Annotated in this window: 26 protein-coding genes; 22 read left to right on the top strand and 4 right to left on the bottom strand. The window is 26.7% G+C overall.

Features of this window, described 5'->3' with window-relative positions:
* The first annotated feature begins 244 nt into the window (after positions 1 to 244).
* From BGI42_RS11700 to BGI42_RS11650, 12 genes are all read left to right on the top strand, one after another.
* Entirely contained in the window at positions 245 to 1372 is a 1128-nt protein-coding gene (locus BGI42_RS11700; protein ID WP_069680473.1) for a PTS transporter subunit EIIC, read from the top strand.
* Between the two features lie 157 nt (positions 1373 to 1529).
* Entirely contained in the window at positions 1530 to 2579 is a 1050-nt protein-coding gene (locus BGI42_RS11695) for an NAD(P)-dependent alcohol dehydrogenase (protein ID WP_069680472.1), read from the top strand.
* A gap of 37 nt (positions 2580 to 2616) precedes the next feature.
* Positions 2617 to 3003 (top strand): VOC family protein, encoded by a 387-nt coding sequence (locus BGI42_RS11690; protein ID WP_476695890.1) that lies wholly within the window; start codon positions 2617 to 2619, stop codon positions 3001 to 3003.
* A gap of 48 nt (positions 3004 to 3051) precedes the next feature.
* Positions 3052 to 4005: a carbohydrate kinase family protein gene (locus BGI42_RS11685; protein ID WP_069680471.1), complete on the top strand. Its 954-nt coding sequence runs from the start codon at positions 3052 to 3054 to the stop codon at positions 4003 to 4005.
* A 374-nt stretch (positions 4006 to 4379) separates the two neighbouring features.
* Positions 4380 to 5060, top strand: a complete 681-nt coding sequence (locus tag BGI42_RS11680) for a hypothetical protein (protein ID WP_069680470.1) — start codon at positions 4380 to 4382, stop codon at positions 5058 to 5060.
* Positions 5061 to 5188: 128 nt separating this feature from the next.
* Positions 5189 to 6247, top strand: coding sequence for an AEC family transporter (locus tag BGI42_RS11675; protein WP_069680469.1), 1059 nt, complete (start codon positions 5189 to 5191; stop codon positions 6245 to 6247).
* A gap of 32 nt (positions 6248 to 6279) precedes the next feature.
* Positions 6280 to 7278 carry a 2-hydroxyacid dehydrogenase gene (locus BGI42_RS11670; protein WP_069680468.1) on the top strand — a complete coding sequence of 333 codons (999 nt, stop codon included), beginning with the start codon at positions 6280 to 6282 and terminating at the stop codon, positions 7276 to 7278.
* A gap of 192 nt (positions 7279 to 7470) precedes the next feature.
* Positions 7471 to 9042 (top strand): ATP-binding protein, encoded by a 1572-nt coding sequence (locus BGI42_RS11665; protein ID WP_069680467.1) that lies wholly within the window; start codon positions 7471 to 7473, stop codon positions 9040 to 9042.
* Entirely contained in the window at positions 9039 to 9707 is a 669-nt protein-coding gene (locus BGI42_RS11660) for a response regulator (RefSeq protein WP_069680466.1), read from the top strand. Before BGI42_RS11665 ends, BGI42_RS11660 begins: the two co-directional genes overlap by 4 nt.
* Before the next feature lie 82 nt (positions 9708 to 9789).
* A complete protein-coding gene (locus BGI42_RS15980) occupies positions 9790 to 9963 on the top strand; it encodes a hypothetical protein (protein ID WP_125461021.1) in 174 nt (57 codons plus the stop codon).
* Between the two features lie 353 nt (positions 9964 to 10316).
* Positions 10317 to 11363: a galactose ABC transporter substrate-binding protein gene (locus BGI42_RS11655; protein ID WP_069680465.1), complete on the top strand. Its 1047-nt coding sequence runs from the start codon at positions 10317 to 10319 to the stop codon at positions 11361 to 11363.
* A 154-nt stretch (positions 11364 to 11517) separates the two neighbouring features.
* Positions 11518 to 12030 carry a GrpB family protein gene (locus BGI42_RS11650; RefSeq protein ID WP_069680464.1) on the top strand — a complete coding sequence of 171 codons (513 nt, stop codon included), beginning with the start codon at positions 11518 to 11520 and terminating at the stop codon, positions 12028 to 12030.
* 321 nt (positions 12031 to 12351) lie between these two features.
* Here BGI42_RS11650 and BGI42_RS16540 read toward each other — a convergent pair whose 3' ends face one another.
* The 4 genes from BGI42_RS16540 to BGI42_RS11635 all read right to left on the bottom strand — a co-directional run bounded on the left by BGI42_RS16540 (position 12352) and on the right by BGI42_RS11635 (position 15104).
* On the bottom strand, positions 12352 to 12480 hold the full coding sequence (locus tag BGI42_RS16540; protein ID WP_275542682.1) for a hypothetical protein: 129 nt from the start codon (positions 12478 to 12480) through the stop codon (positions 12352 to 12354).
* Between the two features lie 437 nt (positions 12481 to 12917).
* Positions 12918 to 14090 (bottom strand): tyrosine-type recombinase/integrase, encoded by a 1173-nt coding sequence (locus BGI42_RS11645; protein WP_069680463.1) that lies wholly within the window; start codon positions 14088 to 14090, stop codon positions 12918 to 12920.
* 14 nt (positions 14091 to 14104) lie between these two features.
* Entirely contained in the window at positions 14105 to 14578 is a 474-nt protein-coding gene (locus BGI42_RS11640; protein ID WP_069680462.1) for a hypothetical protein, read from the bottom strand.
* Between the two features lie 13 nt (positions 14579 to 14591).
* Positions 14592 to 15104 (bottom strand): helix-turn-helix domain-containing protein, encoded by a 513-nt coding sequence (locus BGI42_RS11635; RefSeq protein ID WP_084023882.1) that lies wholly within the window; start codon positions 15102 to 15104, stop codon positions 14592 to 14594.
* 224 nt (positions 15105 to 15328) lie between these two features.
* Between BGI42_RS11635 and BGI42_RS11630 the strand changes: the two genes are divergently transcribed.
* The 10 genes from BGI42_RS11630 to BGI42_RS11590 are packed head-to-tail and all read left to right on the top strand — an operon-like array spanning position 15329 to position 19667.
* On the top strand, positions 15329 to 15541 hold the full coding sequence (locus BGI42_RS11630; protein WP_069680461.1) for a helix-turn-helix transcriptional regulator: 213 nt from the start codon (positions 15329 to 15331) through the stop codon (positions 15539 to 15541).
* Positions 15541 to 15783: an excisionase family DNA-binding protein gene (locus BGI42_RS11625; protein ID WP_069680460.1), complete on the top strand. Its 243-nt coding sequence runs from the start codon at positions 15541 to 15543 to the stop codon at positions 15781 to 15783. The genes BGI42_RS11630 and BGI42_RS11625 overlap by 1 nt, the downstream gene beginning before the upstream one ends.
* A gap of 24 nt (positions 15784 to 15807) precedes the next feature.
* Complete coding sequence (locus tag BGI42_RS11620; protein WP_069680459.1) at positions 15808 to 16638, top strand: phage antirepressor N-terminal domain-containing protein; 831 nt, start codon at positions 15808 to 15810, stop codon at positions 16636 to 16638.
* Between the two features lie 17 nt (positions 16639 to 16655).
* Positions 16656 to 16868: a hypothetical protein gene (locus BGI42_RS11615; RefSeq protein WP_069680458.1), complete on the top strand. Its 213-nt coding sequence runs from the start codon at positions 16656 to 16658 to the stop codon at positions 16866 to 16868.
* Positions 16843 to 17013 (top strand): hypothetical protein, encoded by a 171-nt coding sequence (locus tag BGI42_RS16275; RefSeq protein WP_192875380.1) that lies wholly within the window; start codon positions 16843 to 16845, stop codon positions 17011 to 17013. Before BGI42_RS11615 ends, BGI42_RS16275 begins: the two co-directional genes overlap by 26 nt.
* Positions 17014 to 17071: 58 nt before the next feature.
* The gene (locus tag BGI42_RS11610; protein WP_069680457.1) at positions 17072 to 17263 is read left to right on the top strand and encodes a hypothetical protein; all 192 of its coding nucleotides are present in this window, start codon (positions 17072 to 17074) and stop codon (positions 17261 to 17263) included.
* Between the two features lie 13 nt (positions 17264 to 17276).
* On the top strand, positions 17277 to 17789 hold the full coding sequence (locus BGI42_RS11605; RefSeq protein WP_069680456.1) for a host-nuclease inhibitor Gam family protein: 513 nt from the start codon (positions 17277 to 17279) through the stop codon (positions 17787 to 17789).
* A gap of 12 nt (positions 17790 to 17801) precedes the next feature.
* On the top strand, positions 17802 to 18380 hold the full coding sequence (locus BGI42_RS11600) for an ERF family protein (RefSeq protein ID WP_084023880.1): 579 nt from the start codon (positions 17802 to 17804) through the stop codon (positions 18378 to 18380).
* 10 nt (positions 18381 to 18390) lie between these two features.
* Entirely contained in the window at positions 18391 to 19134 is a 744-nt protein-coding gene (locus tag BGI42_RS11595; protein ID WP_069680455.1) for a hypothetical protein, read from the top strand.
* 29 nt (positions 19135 to 19163) lie between these two features.
* On the top strand, positions 19164 to 19667 hold the full coding sequence (locus BGI42_RS11590) for a hypothetical protein (RefSeq protein WP_069680454.1): 504 nt from the start codon (positions 19164 to 19166) through the stop codon (positions 19665 to 19667).
* The last annotated feature ends 37 nt before the right edge of the window (positions 19668 to 19704 follow it).

The raw sequence follows: 19704 nt of genomic DNA, 5'->3' as shown, positions 1-19704 counted from the left end.
AAAAATTCAAGAAAATAGTCATTATACATAATGGCTATTTTTTATTCTTTATAAATTTATAAAAATACTAAATTTTTTAATAAACTTTGGAATGTTGTGTTTGAAAGGTTTTAAGAGCATTGTTAAAGAATAAAAAAATATTATTTTATAAAAAACTATTGACAAATAAAGAAAAGGTTTTTAATATAATATTAAAGAACTTTTATAAAACTACTTTAAAAAGTACGAGGCAAAGGGGATTAAAATGAGAACTGAAAAAATAAGAAGTGGAACAATTATGTCAAATAATTATGCATTAAAAGTAAACGATTTACTACAGAAAGCTATAGATATTATATCCGGTATGTTCATACCTATTATTAATGTAATGAGCGCAGCAGGAATTTTAAAGGGAATTGTTGCCATATTACAGGCTACTAATATAATATCACCAAGTAGTGATACATATGTAATTTTTAATGGTATAGCAGATGCATTTTTTTATTATATTCCAGTATTTTTAGCATTTACTTGTGCTAAAAAATTAAAAGCTAATAAATATACAGCAGTTTTTGTAGCAGTTATAATGCTACATCCTAATATAACAAATTTATTTAAAGAGAAAAGTATAATAGATTTCATAGGAATTAATATTAATTCTGTAACTTATTCATCAAGTGTAATTCCAATAATCTTAGCAATTGCACTTTTGCATTATGTTGAATGTATTTTTAACAAAATTATACCAAATGTAGTAAAAGAATTTTTTACTCCATTATGTTCTGTTTTAGTAGTAGTTCCAATAACATTTATAATATTTGGACCTATTGGAACTGTAATTGGAAATGTTTTAGCAAATGCATACACAAATATTTACCAATTAAATTCAGCTTTAGCAGGAGCATGTTTAGGATTTTTGATTCAACCTATGGTTATTTTTGGATTTCATTGGAGTCTTGTTCCTTTAGCAATTAATAATATTGCCTTAAATGGATCTGATACAATTTTAGCTTTAATGGGGCCAGCTGTTTTTGGACAAGCTGGAGCAGCTTTAGCAGTATTTTTTATTACTAAAAATAAAAAATTAAAGACAGTAGCAGCATCGGCATCAATCTCAGCCATATTTGGAGTAACAGAGCCAGCATTATTTGGTGTAAACCTTTTATTAAAAAGACCATTACTTTTTGTTTGTATAGCTGGTGGAATAGGTGGTGCTATAGTTGGAGCAAGTGGTTCAAGTGCTATGTCTTTTGCATTTCCAGGCTTAGGAACAATACCAGTTTTTTTAGGAATGGGATTTAAAGGTTTTCTACTTGGATGCATAATTGCTTTTATAATAAGTTTTTTATTAACAATAGCATTTAAATTTAAAGATATAGAAAATCAAAATTAAAAAGTTAAATAGAAAAATATTTTATCTAGAAATAGATGAATTATTAATTATAAATGAATTGCTATGTTTTAGAAATGTATTTATATTCTCAGAAGAAAAGTATGATGAGCAATATTAAGACATAGCATAATATGAAAATTTGAAAGGATGATTAAAGATGAAGGGAAAAATGAAAGTAGCAGTAATGAATGGAATTGGAAAAATGGGCTTTGAAGAAAGAGAAATACCTAATGTATTAGATAATGAAGTCCTTGTAAAAATAGATTATGTTGGAATTTGTGGATCAGATCTTCATTATTACGAAACAGGAAGAATAGGTGATTATATAGTTGAACCACCATTTGTATTAGGACATGAACCAGGTGGAGTTGTAGTTGAAGTTGGTAAAAATGTATCACATCTAAAAGTAGGTGATAGAGTAGCATTAGAACCAGGAAAGACATGTGGTCAATGTGAATTTTGTAAAACTGGAAGATATAATCTTTGTCCAGATGTAATATTTTTTGCAACACCACCAGTTGGAGGAACATTTCAAGAATATGTAGCTCATGAAGCAGATCTTTGTTTTAAGTTACCAGATAATGTGAGTACTATGGAAGGTGGATTAATAGAACCACTTGCTGTAGGTTTCCATGCAGCAAAACAAGGGGATGCTCATGCAGGACAAAGTGCAGTAGTATTAGGTGCAGGTTGTATTGGACTTGTTACAATGCTTGCATTAAAAGCAATGGGCGTAACAGAAATATATGTTGTAGATATTATGAAAAATAGATTAGATAAAGCATTAGAATTAGGAGCAACAGCAGTAATAAATGGAAAAGAAAAAGATGCAGTAAAGGCTATTTTAGAATTAACTAATGGCAAAGGTTGTGATTTGGCATTTGAAACAGCTGGAACAGATATTACTTCTCAACAAGCAGTTAGTATGGTTAAGAAAGGTTCAAACATAGTATTAGTTGGATATGGTAAAACTGGTATGATTAATATGCCAATGAGTTTAGCTTTAGATAAAGAAATTACATTTAAAACTGTATTTAGATATAGACATATTTATCCAATGGCAATTAAAGCTGTAGAAAGTGGAGCAGTAAATTTAAAGGGAATTGTTACAAATATTTTTGAATTTGATGATGTCCAAAATGCAATGGATTATAGCGTAAAGAATAAAGCTGAAATTGTAAAAGCAGTAGTAAAAATTTCTAAATAGAAAGTGCTTAAAGAAATTAAGAAAGAAGGTTACAAAATTGACTGAGAACATTCTAGGGATGGCCCATATAGGAATTCCAACTAAAGATATAGAAAAAACTAAGAAATTTTATAATAGTTTAGGTTTTAAAACTTTAATGGAAACATTTAATGAAGAAGCAAAAGAAAAAGTAGCATTTCTTCAACTAAATGATATGGTTTTAGAAACATATGAAACATTAAATGTAGCTGGAAAATCAGGGGCGGTAGATCATATAGCTATAAGTGTTAATAATATTGAAGATTTATTTAATGAAATTAAAAGTAGAGATTATTATTTATTACATGATAGTATTCAATATTTACCTTTTTGGGACAATGGTGTTAAGTTCTTTATGATAAAAGGTCCTTCAGAAGAGAAAATAGAATTTTGCCAAAAATTATAATATTACAGAAATAATCAAAAAATAGTCGTAAAAAGAGAGGTAGTATAAATGTTTGATGTAGTGGCAATAGGTGAATTATTAATAGATTTTACATTTGGTGGGAAAGATGATGCTGGTAATACTATATTTTGTGAAAAAGCAGGTGGAGCACCAGCAAATGTTTTAGCTGCAAATAGTAAATTAGGTGGAAAAACAGCTTTTATAGGAAAAGTTGGACAAGACTCATTTGGAGAATTTTTAAAAGAAACACTTGAAAATTTAAATATTAATATAAAGGGATTAGTAAGAACTAATAAGGTAAATACAACTTTAGCTTTTGTAAATATAGATAAGAACGGGGAACGTTCATTTAGTTTTTATAGAAATCCAGGAGCAGATATGATGCTACAATATGATGAGGTCAATAAGGAAGTCATTGATCAGTGTAATATTTTTCATTTTGGATCTGTATCTTTAACAAAAGGTCCATCTCAAGAAGCAACTTTAAAATCAGTTGAATATGCAAAGAAAAAAGGGAAGATTATAAGTTATGATCCTAACTATAGACCACTTTTATGGGATAATAATGAATATGCCAAAAAGATGATGTTAGAAGGATTAAAATTTGCAGATATTATCAAAGTTTCAGATGAGGAATTAGAGTTATTAACTGGTGAAACAGATTTAATAAAAGGTTCAAAGGAATTATCAAAAAATGGTGCGACTTTAGTACTGATTTCACTTGGAGAAAAAGGATCATTTTATAGAAAAGGTGATATTTATGGATTAGTTGAACCTTACAAAGTTAAAGCAATAGATACAAATGGAGCAGGGGATTCCTTCTTTGGTGCATTACATTATAAATTAATAGGAAAAAGTTTAGCAGATATTGAAAAAATGACAAGAGAAGAAATTGAAGATATCATTAAATTTGCTAATGTAGCAGGAGCTATTACAACAACAAGAAGTGGTGCTATATCAGCATTACCAGAATTAAAAGAAATTGAAAATATAATGTTATAGTATAATATATATAAGTTGCAATAATAACTTTATATTACAATTAATTATAAATATTAATAATATGTTGTGAAATCTTTAATGCAACTTATATAGTACAAAAATAGTTTACTTTAATAGTATTTAATTTATAGATAATACTATTAAGAGTAAACTATTTTTTTATTCTATATCGTTATTCCTTTATTACGTTTGGAAAGGGTATATGTATAAAAAATAGTGATTTAATACTGAAATTTTTGAGAGAAAGTTACATAATAAGAAAAATATAAATAAATATAAAAGTAAAATATTATATAATGTTTATATAACAGTGGTATTTTAAATGTGTTGAGATTATAAATTTAATAATAATTAAGGATAAGGTAGTAAGATTTATGAAGTACAAAGTTATTTGTTTAGGAAACAATATAGAGTTAAAGGAGAGTAGTCCAGCACTTTCTTTTTTAGAAGATAATAATATTAATTATTATAGAGTAGATAATGATATTATAGAAGTAATTTATTTAGATAAATTAGAAAATTACAATTTCAAACAAAATAGAGGAGAAACTATATTATTAGTTAATAAAATAACTAATAATAATATAATTAAAATTAAAAGCTTGATTAGAGAAAAGAATATATTAATAGTTGCAGGGGAGAATTTAACAGAAGAAGAATTTAAAAATACGCTTTTTATAAGTGCTTTAAAAAATGGGGAAAAGATAAAATTAAGAATGTTAATAACAATAATTTCTAATGAAAGTATTTTATATAAAATAAAAAGTGGAAAGTATGAAAATTATGCAATTATAGGCGAAGAGGATGTTAATAACCCAGTTGGTGGAATGATTTTAAATATATTAAATAATTTATTATTTTTAAATAATAGTAAAAACTATATAGTTACAATATATTCGAAAAATGAATTTGATTTGCAAGATATTAGTTATATAGAAGATGCTATTAAAGAATATATAGATATAAACTGTAATTTAACTTTTAATCAAGTAACAAAATTAAATTATGGGAATATTGTCGATTATTTTATTACAGGGGAAAAATTATTTAAATAACTTAAATAATTATTTAAAAACTTTGAAAAATTGTATTTGATGAATAAAAATAATAAAATCCTTTTGTAGAGAGAACATTATACGAATTTACGAATTAATGTTAAAAAATAAACAAAGGAGAAGATAGTGTGTTAGGAATTATAAAAAATACAATAACAGATAATGCAATTTTAGGAGCAATTTTTTCATCAATATTTATTATTTTATTAGGTTTTTATTTAAGAAAGAAAGAGATATTAAATTCAGTTGCATCTAAGATGCTTACTAAAGTTGTTCTTTCCGTTTCACTACCAGCATTAGCATTTACAGCTTTTATGAAGGATATAAACGGAAAGCAATTAAGAGAAGGTTTAAGTATATTAGTATGGGGATTTGCAATTTATATTATTTTAATTCCAATTACTAAGTTTATTTATTTAAAAGTAAAGGGAGATAAGCAAGACGTATACAGAGTTTTAACTATATTTGGTTCAACTACATTCTTTTCTACTCCAATTATTGCTGTAGTTTATGGTGTAGTAGGAGTAATGTATGCAAATATATTTAATATTGCTTATAGAGTATTCTTGTATTCATATGCATTTATTAAAATGTCAGGAGCAAAAATGGACAAGGATAATTTCAAGAAGAATATGAAGGAAATTTTCTTAAATCCAATTATTATTGCAACATTTTTAGGATTATTTATTTGGCTATTCCAAGAAAATTTACCACAAGTAGCGGTTCAAGTTAAGGGAGAAGTAAAAGAAGTTGCTTTCTTAAGAATTGACCAAACAATTCCATGGTTATATAAACCACTTACTTATTTAAAAACATTAGCATCACCACTTGCTTGGTTATCAATAGGGTCTACTTTAGCAGAAGTACCATTCAAGAAAGCCGTATCACAAAAAGATGCTTGGGTATACAGTGTAATTAAAGTTATGTTAGTACCAGTATTGAATTTAGTATTATTAATGGTATTAAATAAATTAAACATTTTACCAGTTTCATTTGAAGGTTTAGCAGCAACTGTTATAATGATGGCAGCACCAACTGCTACAGTGGCAGCAGCATATGCTATTAGTTATGATAGAGAAGCATTATTTACATCAAATTGTTCATTATTATCTACTGTATTTGCAGTATTTGCAATGCCAGTTTGGATAGTTATTTTAGAAGTTATAAAAAGTTTAGGAATATTTTAGAGTTAAGTAGCTGATGATAAAGGAGATTAATTATGGTTAAATTAGTTTGTTATGGAGTAAGAGAAACAGAAGTTCCATATTTTGAAGAAATAAATAAAAAATTCGGGTATGATATAAAACTAGTTACATTGGGACTAAATCATGAAAATGTTAAAGAAGCTATTGGTGCTGAAGCTGTCATGGTTAGAGGAAATTGTATGGCAGATAGACAAAATCTAGAATTACTTAAAGCAAATGGACTTAAATATTTATTAACAAGAACTGTAGGTTTTGATCATGTTGATTTAGAGGCAGTTAAGGATTTAGATTTAAAATGTGCTAGAGTACCAGGCTATTCACCAAATGCAATTTCAGAACTTGCAGTTTCACTAGCAATGATGTTATTAAGACACACTGCTTATACAGTAAACAAAACTAGAGAAAAGAATTTTACTGTGGATGCATTTATGTTTAGTAAAGAAATTAGAAATTGTACTGTAGCAGTTTTAGGAGCAGGAAGAATTGGTTTAACAACAGCTAAGTTATTTAAAGGATTAGGAGCAAGAGTTATTGCATATGATGTATATCAAAGTGATGCAGCTAAAGAAGTTGTTGAATTTATGGAATTAGATGAGTTATTAAAACAAGCAGACATTATTTCAGTACATATGCCATACATTAAAGGTGTAAATTATCATATGATTAATGATGAATTTATAGGCAAAATGAAGGATGGAGCTATTTTAGTGAACACAGCTAGAGGGGAAGTTCAAGACATAGAAGCCATTGTTAGAGGAATTGAAAGTGGAAAACTTGGCGGTTTTGGTACTGACGTTTTAGAAGGAGAATCACAAATATTCTTTAAAGATTTAAAAAATCAAGAATTATCTAATGAAGTTTTTGAAAAGTTAATCAGCTTATATCCTAAAGTGTTATTAACACCACATATGGGTTCTTATACAGATGAAGCATTAAGTAACATGATTGAATTTTCATATGAAAATTTAAGAGACTACTTAAATGAAGGAACATGCAAAAATAGCATAGCATAAAAAATTGAATAAAATAAATGAGACTATATTATAAAGTACAATTAACGAAAATTGTATTATAATATAGTCTTTTATTTTTTTATAATAAAGTGGAATTTATATATAATTTATATTAAAATATATTTCGACATAGTTTTTAAATTTTTTTAATAACCCTAAATAAAATAGATACTTTGTTCTAAGGAGTAACAAATGAAGATTAATATAAAAAGGAAAATTACATTTGAAAAACAATTAATTGCTATAGCTTTATTAATAACTTCTTTGCCATTAATTTTATCATATACTAATTTATTATTTTCTAAGTTGGAGGATATTGAAAATAATACCAAAACAGAATTACAAGAAATTGCTAATTATATTGGTGGAAGTGATTTAGTAAAAAATAAGTTGGAATTTAGACAGAATGATTATACAATACAAAAGTATACTAAAGATATTATAAGAAATTTTAAAGATATCGATATAATTGTAATTGCAGATATTACAGGTGAAAAATATTCACATCTTGATGAAAATCAAATTGGTGAAAAATTTATTGGAAAAGATAAAAAAGATGTATTAGAAAGTGGTGAAATGTACTATTCTTTAATGCAAGGATCTATGGGAAAAACTTTAAGGTGGTTTCAACCAATTTATAATAAAGACAAGCAAGTGGGATTTGTTATGGTTGGAAAGTATTACAAAGATATAGTGATAATAAATTCCAAGATAAAAATTACATATACAATACAATTTATTCTTATATTAGGAATAGCAATTATAGCTTCAAAGCTACTTGCAGTTAAAGTAAAAAAAGCTATGCATAATATGGAGCCATATGAAATAAGTAAGCTATATAGTGAAAAAAAGATAATCTTAAATACTGTAAATGAAGGAATAATAGCACTAAATAAGAATAATGAAATAACTGAAATAAATAGAATTTGTTATGAATTAATAGATGGATTTGATGCTGAAAAGGTGATTTCAAAGTTAGAAAAGTATATAAATTCTCATGATGAATTTGAAATGAAGGAATTTATAATACAAGGAAAGAAGCTATTTATAAGTATTAAGAGTATAAAAAATCATAAAGAGTATTTAGGAGCAGTTATTACATTAATAGATAAAAATAATATAAGTAAACTTGCTAAAGAAATAACTGGAGTAGACCAAGTAATTAAAAATCTGAGAGCAAATGTACATGAGTTTAAAAACAATTTATATGTAATCTTAGGATTATTACAGTTGAAAAAGTATAATGATGCAGAAGAATATATTTTGAAAATTAGGCAAATACAAAAGAATAATTCAGATAAATTTAATAATATTGATGATTATTATGTAAGAGCTTTATTGTTAAGTAGAGAGTTAGTAGCTAAAGAAAGAAAAATTACGTTAATTTTAACAGAAGAGTCATTTTTATTTGAAAATCATAAAATTGTAGACTCTTTAGATTTGATAACTATTATAGGTAATTTGATTGAGAATGCTTTTGAAGCTTGTTCACAAAGTGATAAAAATAACATGTTTGTAAAAATTTCATTATATGAAGATGATAAAATTATTGAAATTCAAGTTGAAGATAATGGAATAGAAATAAATAAAGATATAAGAGAAAGTATTTTTAATGAAGGTATATCTTCTAAAGGAGGGGAAAGAGGTACAGGTCTTTATTTAGTAAAAAATAGGGTTGAATTATATAATGGAAAAATAGAGATTGATGAATTTAGACATTCAAAAGTATTTGTTATAATAATTTCTAAAGGAGAAAACGAATGATAAAGGTTTTAATTGTTGAAGATGATCCAATGGTAGCATTGATAAATAAGACTTATTTAGAAAAAATTCAGGGTATAAAAATTTTTGGACCAGCAATATATGAAAAAGAAATAATAGATATAATAGAAAAAGAAGAGATTGATTTAATATTATTAGATGTATTTTTACCAGAGAAAAGTGGTATAGAAATATTAAAAAGTTTACGAAGTAAAAAATATATTCAAGATGTTATTATGATAACAGCTGCTAATAGTGTAGAAGAATTAAAGATGTCATATGCTTATGGAGTTGTTGATTATTTAATTAAACCATTTGAATTTAAAAGATTTGAAGAAGCGATTAATAAATATAAAATGAAGAAGAATATACTATCTAAGAAAGTTAAAGTAAATCAAGAACAACTAGATTCTATTTTTGTTAATACAGCAAATGAAGTATTATTACCAAAAGGTTTAAATAAAAGAACTTTGGATAAAATTATAAGCTTTTTGAAAGAAAGTGATAATAAGGTTTGGACATTAAGAGAAATATCTTATGAATTAAGTATTAGTAATGTAACTATAAAAAAATATATGGACTATCTTGAAAGTATAAACAGTGTATGGGTTGAAATGAATATGGGTAATATAGGAAGGCCGGAAATGAAGTATTACATAAATTTATAGAATAAAATATGGAATAAAAGAATTATTATGGTATAATGGTACAAAAAAGAAATATAGATTCATTTATTGAGGGGGAACTATAATGAATTTTAAAAAGCATAAATTTTTAGGATTTTTAGGATTAATATCATTAATAGGACTTAAAGGATTCATTACTGAAAATTATTTATGGTGTATATTTTTTATTAACTTTGCATGGTTTACATTTTTTTATGAAAATAGCATAGTATATAAAAATAATAAAGCTTTAGCTTAGAGATTTATTTTAGCTCACTAGAACGTTTTTTCAACGTACTTGTGAGCATATTTTTTTATTCTTTATGAAATTATATGGTTGAAATATCTGTGAATAATTTGAAAAATACTGTATTTCAAAGAGGTTATTAGTACCCTTAAAGAATAAAAAACAAAATAAATTTGCCTGTCAGGTTTTTCTCATATACGTTGGAAAAGGCAGATGCGTAAAAAAATCCACGGTTCTACAGTGGTCTGGATGACTTTTTTGTTCTTTATTTATAGGTATCTAAGTAAACGTAGTATAATATTTTTTCATTAAAGACACATACTAAGATTAATTGGAATAATTAAAGAAATATTATGGAGAGTGAAATGAAGATTTTAAAAAAATTATTAATATTTATTATGTTTTTAATTATAATAATGGTTTTACCAATAGAAATTTCTAAGAATAATACATTTGCTAATTCAAATTTTAGTAAAAAATATCCTGTTAAAATAGGTGTATTTCTACATAGTTCTAATGAATATATTTCTCTTGTAAAACAAAATTTAGAAGCTATTCAAAAAGAAAATCAAGATAAAGTTGAATTTACTTTCTTTGATGCAAAGGAAAATCAGGCTATACAAAATGCAAGCATTGATAAAGCTCTTACAGAAAATTTTGATCTTTTAATTGTAAATTTACATACCATAAAATTAGATAAAGTAGGGGATACTTTAGACAAAATAATTAAGACTAATATACCATTAATTTTATTTAATGAACCGGATGAAAATCTGATAAAATTTGTTAGGCCTTATGGTGTTTTTATAGCAACTTCTGGTAAGGAATCAGGTATTCTAGAGGGAAAAATTCTTGTAAATGAATGGGAGAAGCATAAAGAAGTTATAGATAAAAATGGTGATAGCATATTGCAATATATTATGTTAAAAGGCAGAGTTGGCAATCCATTAGTAGATGAAAGAATAAAGTATTCTATTTTAACACTTAATGAAGCTGGAATAAAAACAGAAGAACTTATATCAGTCCATGGTGAGTGGGATAAAAATATAGCTAAGAAGGCTATTGAATCTTTATTTTTAAAATACGGTAACAAAATTGAAGCAATAATTTCAAATAATGATGCTATGGCAATAGGAGCTATTGAAGCTTTACAGGGATATGGATATAACAAAGGTGACAAATCAATGTCTATTCCAGTTGTTGGAATAGACGGCATAGATGCTGCAAAAGATTTAATACAAAAGGGGTTTATGACAGGTACTGTTATTCAGGATCCTTATGCTAATGCTAAAGCTCTTTATGAGGTTGGAATGAATTTAGCTTGTGGAAAACCTCCTCTTGAGAATACAAATTATAAATTTGATGATAAAGGAGTTGTAATTCGATTGCCGTACAAAGAATATAAAAAGTAATAAAAATTGAAGAACAAGTATTAAGACAAGAATTAAAAAATAATTTGATAACTACCATAAAAATATATATCGTTTGTTTTTATTTTTATGGTAATTTTAGAAGTATATTATATTAATAATATGAACAATAAATATAAAAATCAGAGGAGATTTTATGAGAACAAAAAATATTATAGTATTACCATATGATAATAATTGGGTACTTGAATTTGAAAAAATAAAAAGTGAGTTGATGTTAGTTATTAGTGATTATGTTATATATATTGAACATGTTGGAAGTACATCAATTGATGGAATGTCAGCTAAACCTATTATTGATATTGATGTTGTTATCCCTGATTATAAGTATTTTGAAAAAGTGGTTGAGAGATTATCAACTATAGGATATGAGCATGAAGGTGATTTAGGAATTAAGGATAGAGAGGTATTTAAATATACTAATAAACCTCATTTAATGCAACATCATTTATATGTATGTCCTGAAAATTCAAAAGAGCTTAAACGACATATTTTGTTTAGAGATTATTTGCGAAAGCATAAAGAGGATGTTATAAGATATAGCAAAGTAAAAGAAGAAGCAGCTTTGCTTTATCCTACAGATATAGATAGTTATATTAAATATAAAAGTCCATGCATAGAAGAAATATATATAAAATGTGGATTATAAATATAATATAAGGCACATTCAAATAAATAACTAAGTCAGTATGCTAGTTTATTTTGTGAACTAATTCTTTTTTGGAATTTACTAATAGATTAACTATTAGTATAGCCTAAGTCATTGTATTTCACAAAATATTTGTCGCATCTTTCAATTGTTATTTATTTTCATATGCCAAAATTAAAAAATAAGACCTAAAAGAGTAGGGTTAATTATCTTTTAGGTCCATTTTTATACAATATATTAATTAAATTTAATTCAATATTATTAAAATTTATATTTATAGCATAATAATAATTTTTAGAATAAAGCTGTTGTTAGAATATTTTATAAGAAAAATAAGAATGGCAATAAGAACCAAGCATTATTAAATCCATATCCATATCCACAACAATTTCTATATCTAGAATAGTTATTACAACAACAATTGCAATAACAGTTACAACAATTTCTCATAATTCATTACTCCTTTGTTCATCATTATCATTTGTTATATTAATAATGTATGAATTCAATTAAAATATGTTACATAAAATTAGCATAATTGATCAGAGATTTTTATTATAAATTTAAAATTTCTACTTTGGCTTCTTATAGTATCAATAATTTTCTATTATTTTATATAAAGTAATTATTAGAATCAAACCTAAAAATTTAATAAAAAACTAGGTCGGGAAAAAGTCGGGAAAATAAGAAAAACATCAGTGGTTTAATTATCTTAAACACTGATGTTTACTACAATGGTGACCCATACGGGAATCGAACCCATGATTTCACACTAATATAAGAATAAATGTATATAAGTATTTATAAATATAGTGATACTAACACTATAAGTAATTTTATATCTATAAATATCTATAATGTTGTTAAAAAATGTTGTTAAAATGTTGTTAAATTATTTCTAATATATCAACTGATTTTTCTTTCTGTTTTTTTAATACATGTGTGTAAATATCAGCTGTTATTCCGATATCACCATGTCCGAGCAAAGTTGAAACAGTTTTTAGTGGGATATCGTTTTCGAACTGTTTTGTAGCATAAGTATGTCTAAGAGTATGAAATTTTTTATGTGGTATATCTATATTTTTTAAAAATTTTGCCCAAGTTTTATCCAGGTTTCCAGCATTAATAAAATTACCGCGTTCGCTTAAAAATAGATAATCTAAATTTTTAGTGGAGTAACTTTCTCCAGCTTTAAACTTTTCTTCGTTTCTTATAAGTTTAGCTTTTTTTATTATGGATTTTAGTGAGTTTGGAAGTGGTATATCTCGAATTGAATTTTTTGTCTTAGGTTCTTGAACAATAGTTTGTTTTGTTTTAATATTATTTTCGTCAAATATAGCAGTAGTTGCTATAGTTCTTCTTATGTGAATTTCATTATGTTTAATATCAATATCACTTTCTTTCAAGGCAATAACCTCACCTCGTCTCATTCCAGTAGCAAGTGAGAATAAAGAAATATACTTAATTTTGCAATCATCAGAATTCAGCATTTTGTTCAGTTCATCATCTGTAAAAATTTCAACTTTTTTAGCAATAGCTTCGCTTCTTTTTTCTTTTGGTAATGAAATTTTATTACCTGAACATGGATTATTAACTATATAGCCACAATCCACACAATAGTTAAAAAACTTTCTGATAAATTTATTTAAATAACTTATCTGCGAACTACTCTTTTTTTGTTTTTTAAACAAATCATTATAATAACGTTGAATAGACATAGGCTCGATTTTATCTATACTTATACATGCAAGAGGAGAATCATTTATATAATTTCTATATAGGCCTTCATATCTTGCAAATGTAGTAGGTTTTATGTCAGACATTTTAACCACTTCAAAAAGCCATGAGTTAAATGTTTGTGCAAACCATAGAGTTTTAGTGTCTTTTAAACCTAAAATTTGTTTATTTATATATTCTTGTTTTTTTTGATTAGCTTCCTTCTTAGTTTTACCAGTAAAAAATTTAGTTTTACGTTTACCTGTTGCATCCCTTCCAATCTCTAAAGAGACTCTATAATACTCTTTACCATTTACTTTGTAATTGGGGCCACTTTTAGCCATATTAATCAACTCCTTTAGCTAATATCCTTTCTTATAATTCCCAATCCATTATTGAAATATAAAACTATATCATCACATTCACAATAAATACCATGTTTCCTTTTATGATACTGTATAGATTCATCAAAAAAAGAATCTGTTATTGTTAGATATTCAGCAATCTCATATCTATCATTAGCTCCGGATTTAATAGCTGCAACTATATGCGATATACTACATAATCTCTCAATAGCTTTAGCATGAGCTATTGCTTCTTGTTTAGCATTGCTTATATCTTTTAAATCTGTTATATTTCCTACAGTAGTTTTAAAGTGTCCATGGTACTCTTCGGCGTAGATGCAGGCTTTTTCTGCGATTGTAGTAAGTTTCTTACTTAGCCCTATTTTATTTCCTTTACACAGACCTAGTGCTTTTGATTTAAAATATTTTTCAACCACAATAATATTATCTTTTTCACTTTCAGCTAGTAGTCTCTCGAATTTATTCATACGCCAACACCCTTTATAGTTCGTCTAAATCTTCTTTCATAAGTTTTTGTTGTTCTTCATCACTGGCAAAATCATTATGAGCAGCAATTGGTATATTATTAATTTTAGATATTTTTCTACTCTTATTTGTTATTTCAGATACTTTAAACTTTATAAAAGAATCTACACATTTTTGAAGATCTTTAATATCCAGTTCTGATATTTCATATTGTGCATCATTAGCATCTAAAATAATATTACCTTCTGAATCACATATAATATTAAAGTTTAGATTACACAAGTACTGTTCTATTAAATACCCAAGTTGATTTTTAGATTGACTTTTAGGAATGTCTGAATCAAAAAAATCACTTATAGATACGTCTAAAGCATTAGCTAACTTTTGAAGTGTTTCACTTGTTGGACTACTTTTATCATTTTCTAAATCGCTAATAGTTGACTTAGAAAGTCCAGTAAGTTCATTGATTTTCATCATTGAATACCTTTTATTTTTTCTTATATTACGTATATTTTCACCTAATGACATAATTATTACTCCTTACATAAAGTATTGTTTACCGTACTTTTATTATACCATTGCGTTCGGGAAAGTAAACCTGTAAATTAAAGAAAATTAAAGCAAATTAGAGCAAAAACCTTAAAACATAGAATAAGTTCGCCAAAAAGGTAAAAAATGTTCGTTTTTACGGTAAAATACTGCTTGTCTTATGTTCGGTAAACAGGTAATATTATATACAGGAGGTGGACATAATGAAGAACAAAATCCATACAATTATTAAAGAAAAAGGATTAAAGATAAGCTATGTCTTAGATAAAGTCGGACTTGCTAAGTCGTCATTTTATGATATTATGAATGGAAAATCTATTCCTAGTTTAGCGAACGCAAGAAGAATTTGTGAAGTTTTAGAAAGAAATTTAGATGATGTATTTCCAGAAGAGTTTAAAAAGGAGGACGTACTGTAATGAAATTACACGAGATACTACAAGAAATATTAGGGACATTAAAAAATAGTCAGCCTAAAGCAACAATGACTGTTATTGAATGTTCTGAGTATATGAATGTAAGTAAGGATAAAATCAGGGAGTTAGTTAATAAAGTTAATACAGATTTTCCATACTTTAAAGTTGGTGCAAAAGTTTTAATTGACAAGACTAGATTAGATTTATGGATAGAGAGTATAGCAAAAGAACATAGAAAATTATAAATGAATAAATTAGGAGGAAGAAAAATGAATGAATTAATAATAAGGCCTGTAGATTTTTTAGGAGACCAATTGATAGCAATAAAAAATGAGGAAACAGGAAAAATTTATACCGGAGTAAGTTATATATGCAAAGGAATAGGGTTTACTAAAGGTCAAAAAGATAGACAAGTAAAGAATATTCAGGAAGACGAAATCTTAAATAGGGGGTGCCTGAAATTTGAAGCAGGGGTAATTGATCCTAATAATGAGGTTCTAGCAATAGAATTAGATTTTTTGCCACTATGGTTAGCAAAGATTTCAATTACTCCGAACATGAAAGAAGAACAACCTCAGGTTGCTAAGAAATTAGTAAATTATCAATTAAAGGCTAAAGATATACTAGCTCAAACATTTATTCATAACAAACCAACTTGTATAGAAGATATTTTAATATCTAGTTTACAGGAAATGAAAGCAATTAAGGGTGATGTAGAAGCTATAAAACAAGCAAATGTAGAAACCAAAGAAGAAATACAAGGAATAAGAGATGCAGTTACATTAGAACCTAATCAATGGAGAAAAGATACAGCAGCTTTAATAAATAAAATTGCTAATAAGCTAGGAGGGTTTGAACATATTAAACCAGTTAGAGAAGAAGCATATAGGCTTTTGAATAATAGCTATGGTGTAAATCTTAAGATTAGGCTTTTAAATAAACAAAAGAAAATGGCATTAGAAGGTACACCAAAGTATAAAGTTAATAAAATTAATTACTTAGATGTTATAGCAGAAGATAAGAAACTTATTAATGGCTATATAAACATTATTAGTAAGTTAGCAATTAAATATGGGGTTGGAGGTTTACAGAATAAATAAATTGTAAGGAGGTAATTATGGTATTTCAGTTTCTAAAACAGCTTAAAGCAAATGTAACAGAAGAAGAATTTAAGGAGATTTTAGAAGCAACAGACCAAGATATTAAATTTAACAGAATTGGGTTTGGTAAAAAAACTAATTCTAGAACCTATATAAAAATTTGCACAAGATGTGCAAGATTGATTTTAAGAATTGGAGGTAAATATGGGGAATATCTTAGCAATAAATAAAATTACAGATGATATAAAAAAAGCGAAAGAAATAACTAATAAAGTCATTTATAGAGGAACTAAAGAATGTAGAAGATTTGGAGATATTCTACAGGAGGAAATAGACAAGATAAAAGAAGAAGCTACCAAGGACACCGGCAAGTAGTCCAAGATAGCACAACAAATAATTCAATTAGATTATATCACATATTGGAGGGATAGCAATGGTAAGTCTTAAAATATTAAAACAAAAGTCAGCAGTAGTTAATAGCATAGTAGAAGATGTAGTAAATGAATTATCAGTTAAAAACCCAGAACTGGGCGAGGACTTAGAAAATAATCATGGTGAACTTTATTCTATGATTTTAGATTTATCTGAGACTTTAGATGTTCTTACCTCAGATATAGAAAAATAAGGAGGATTTTATTATGGAAAATACATTATTAAAACAAGATTTACAAGAGGAAAGAAGAGAAGGTTTTAAAATAGAAAATTTAGAAGGTGCAACATGGGCTTTTAGAAAGCTTAGAGCAATAGAAAATAAGAAGGCAGAAATTAAGGCTATAGCAGATGAAGAAAAAGCAAGGATAGATTCATGGGAACAACAAGAAATCAAGCAATATGAAGCTGATAAAGAATATTTTGAAGGTTTACTAAGTTCTTATTATGTTGATGAAAAAGCAAAAGATAAGAAGTTTAAGTTATCTACACCATATGGAAAAGTTAACAGCAGAAAATCTAAAAAATGGATTTATGAAGATGAAGAAACATTAAAGAGTTATATTAAGGAAAATGAAATAGAAGCTATTAAAGTTAAAGAGGAACTTAATAAAACAGCTCTTAAGAAGATTTGTAAAGATGGAGTTAATACTGAAACAGGTGAAATACTTCCAGGAGTAAGAATTGAAGAAACTGAAACTATTACAGTTAAAGCAGAGTAAGGAGTTGATTTTGTGAATTTGCAACAAAAATTAATAGAAATAAGAAAAGATGTAGTTGAGTTTACTAAAGATACAAAAGGATATGGATATCAATATGTTAGTGGAAGTCAAGCTATAAGAAAAATTAGAACCAAGATGGACGAGTTAGGAGTTCTATTAATTCCTTCATGTGTTGGTTTAGATAACCATGAAACTTTTGATTACACAAATGATAAAGGAAAGGAAAAAACTGATTTTATAGTTAATGGAGATATGACTTATACATGGCAAAATGCAGATAATCCAGAAGAAACAATATCAGTGCCATGGAAGTATTATGGTGCTCAAGATGATATATCTAAAGCTTTTGGTTCGGCATTAACTTATTCAGAAAGATATTTCATTCTTAAGTTTTTTCAAGCACCAACAGATGGTGATGATCCAGATGGTAGAAATACAGGAAATAGAGCAGTAACTAGGAAGTCATCTTCAAATAAAACTTATAAGTGTAAATGCTGTGGTTCTAATGTACCAGAAAATGTTGCTAAGTATAGCTATCAAAAATTTGATAAACAAATACTTTGCATGGATTGTCAAAAGAAAAATAAGTAGGTGAAACCAAATGAATGAAGGGTGGATAAAACTTCATAGGTGTTTATTTGAAAAAGCAATATGGCAAAACTCTACACCAGAGCATAAGACCATTCTTATCACCCTTCTAGGAATGGCTAATCATTCTGGTAGAGAATGGGAGTGGAAGGGTAAACAATTTAAGGCTGAACCAGGTATGTTAGTAACTTCACTTGAAAGTATTTGTAACAAGTGTGGTAAAGGAATTTCAATACAAAATGTACGTAGTGCATTAAAAAAATTTGAAAATTACGAATTTCTAACACAGGAAGTAACAAAGACAGGAAGGCTTATAACCATAGTAAATTGGGGGCTTTACCAAGTTGGAAAAGATGAAGGTAACAAACAAACTAACAAAGAGGTAACAAACGACCAACAAAGCACTAACAAAGAGCCAACAAAGAGCCAACAAAGAGCTAACAAAGAGGTAACAACTAACAAGAATGATAAGAATATAAAGAATAATAATAATGACAAAGAATATGAAGAAGGAAAAGAAATATACACAACTCAACTCCCCCTTTCTTTTCCTACTCCGATTCATGAATTAATATTTAATCAATTTGGAGATGTTACTTATAAAACATGGTTTATAGATTCAACAATAGAAACTATAGATCAATGTGTAACTATAACTGTTAAAGAAAAATTTAGGCAACAGGTAATACAAGATAGATTTTTAGATGCTATAAAAATGTTAACTAATAAAGAAGTTGTAATTAAAGAAGGTAAATAATATGTATATACAGTGCATGGAGGATTGATATGAAAATTAATGAATTAAAACCAAGAATACAAGCAATGTCAAAAGCATTACTAGATGATAATTTTAATCAAGCAGATAGTGTTAAATCATTAAAAAAAGAATTTAAAGATATTCCAACTAAAGATTTAGTTTATATTTTCAAGGAAACTAAAGAAGAATGGTGCAAAAAATGTGCTGAATTAACAAAAGATGATAGAGAAAAGATTAAAGCTAAAAATAAGGCTTATAAAGAGAAACAAAAAACAAGTAATGCAATTATACCTAAAGAAGTAGAAAAGCCTGTAGAAACTAACAAGAAGGTTATAGAAGATACCTTTAGGATTATCTCTAAAGAAATAACTTTAGAAGGAAAGTTTGGAATATATAAAATAACTAAAAATGGTGTACAAGCAGGTAAAGAATATTTTAAGGACTTAGAAACATTGGAAGCTTACAAGAAAGAAGAGTTAAAAGCATTTAATGCTAGGATAGAAGAATTAAAAGCAACTTTTGCTTATATGTAAAGTACGTACTTGTCAGATTAAGTGAAGGGTATATTAA

Source organism: Clostridium taeniosporum (genome assembly GCF_001735765.2).
Lineage (GTDB): Bacteria > Bacillota > Clostridia > Clostridiales > Clostridiaceae > Clostridium > Clostridium taeniosporum.
This window is presented reverse-complemented; position numbering and strand designations above follow the sequence as displayed.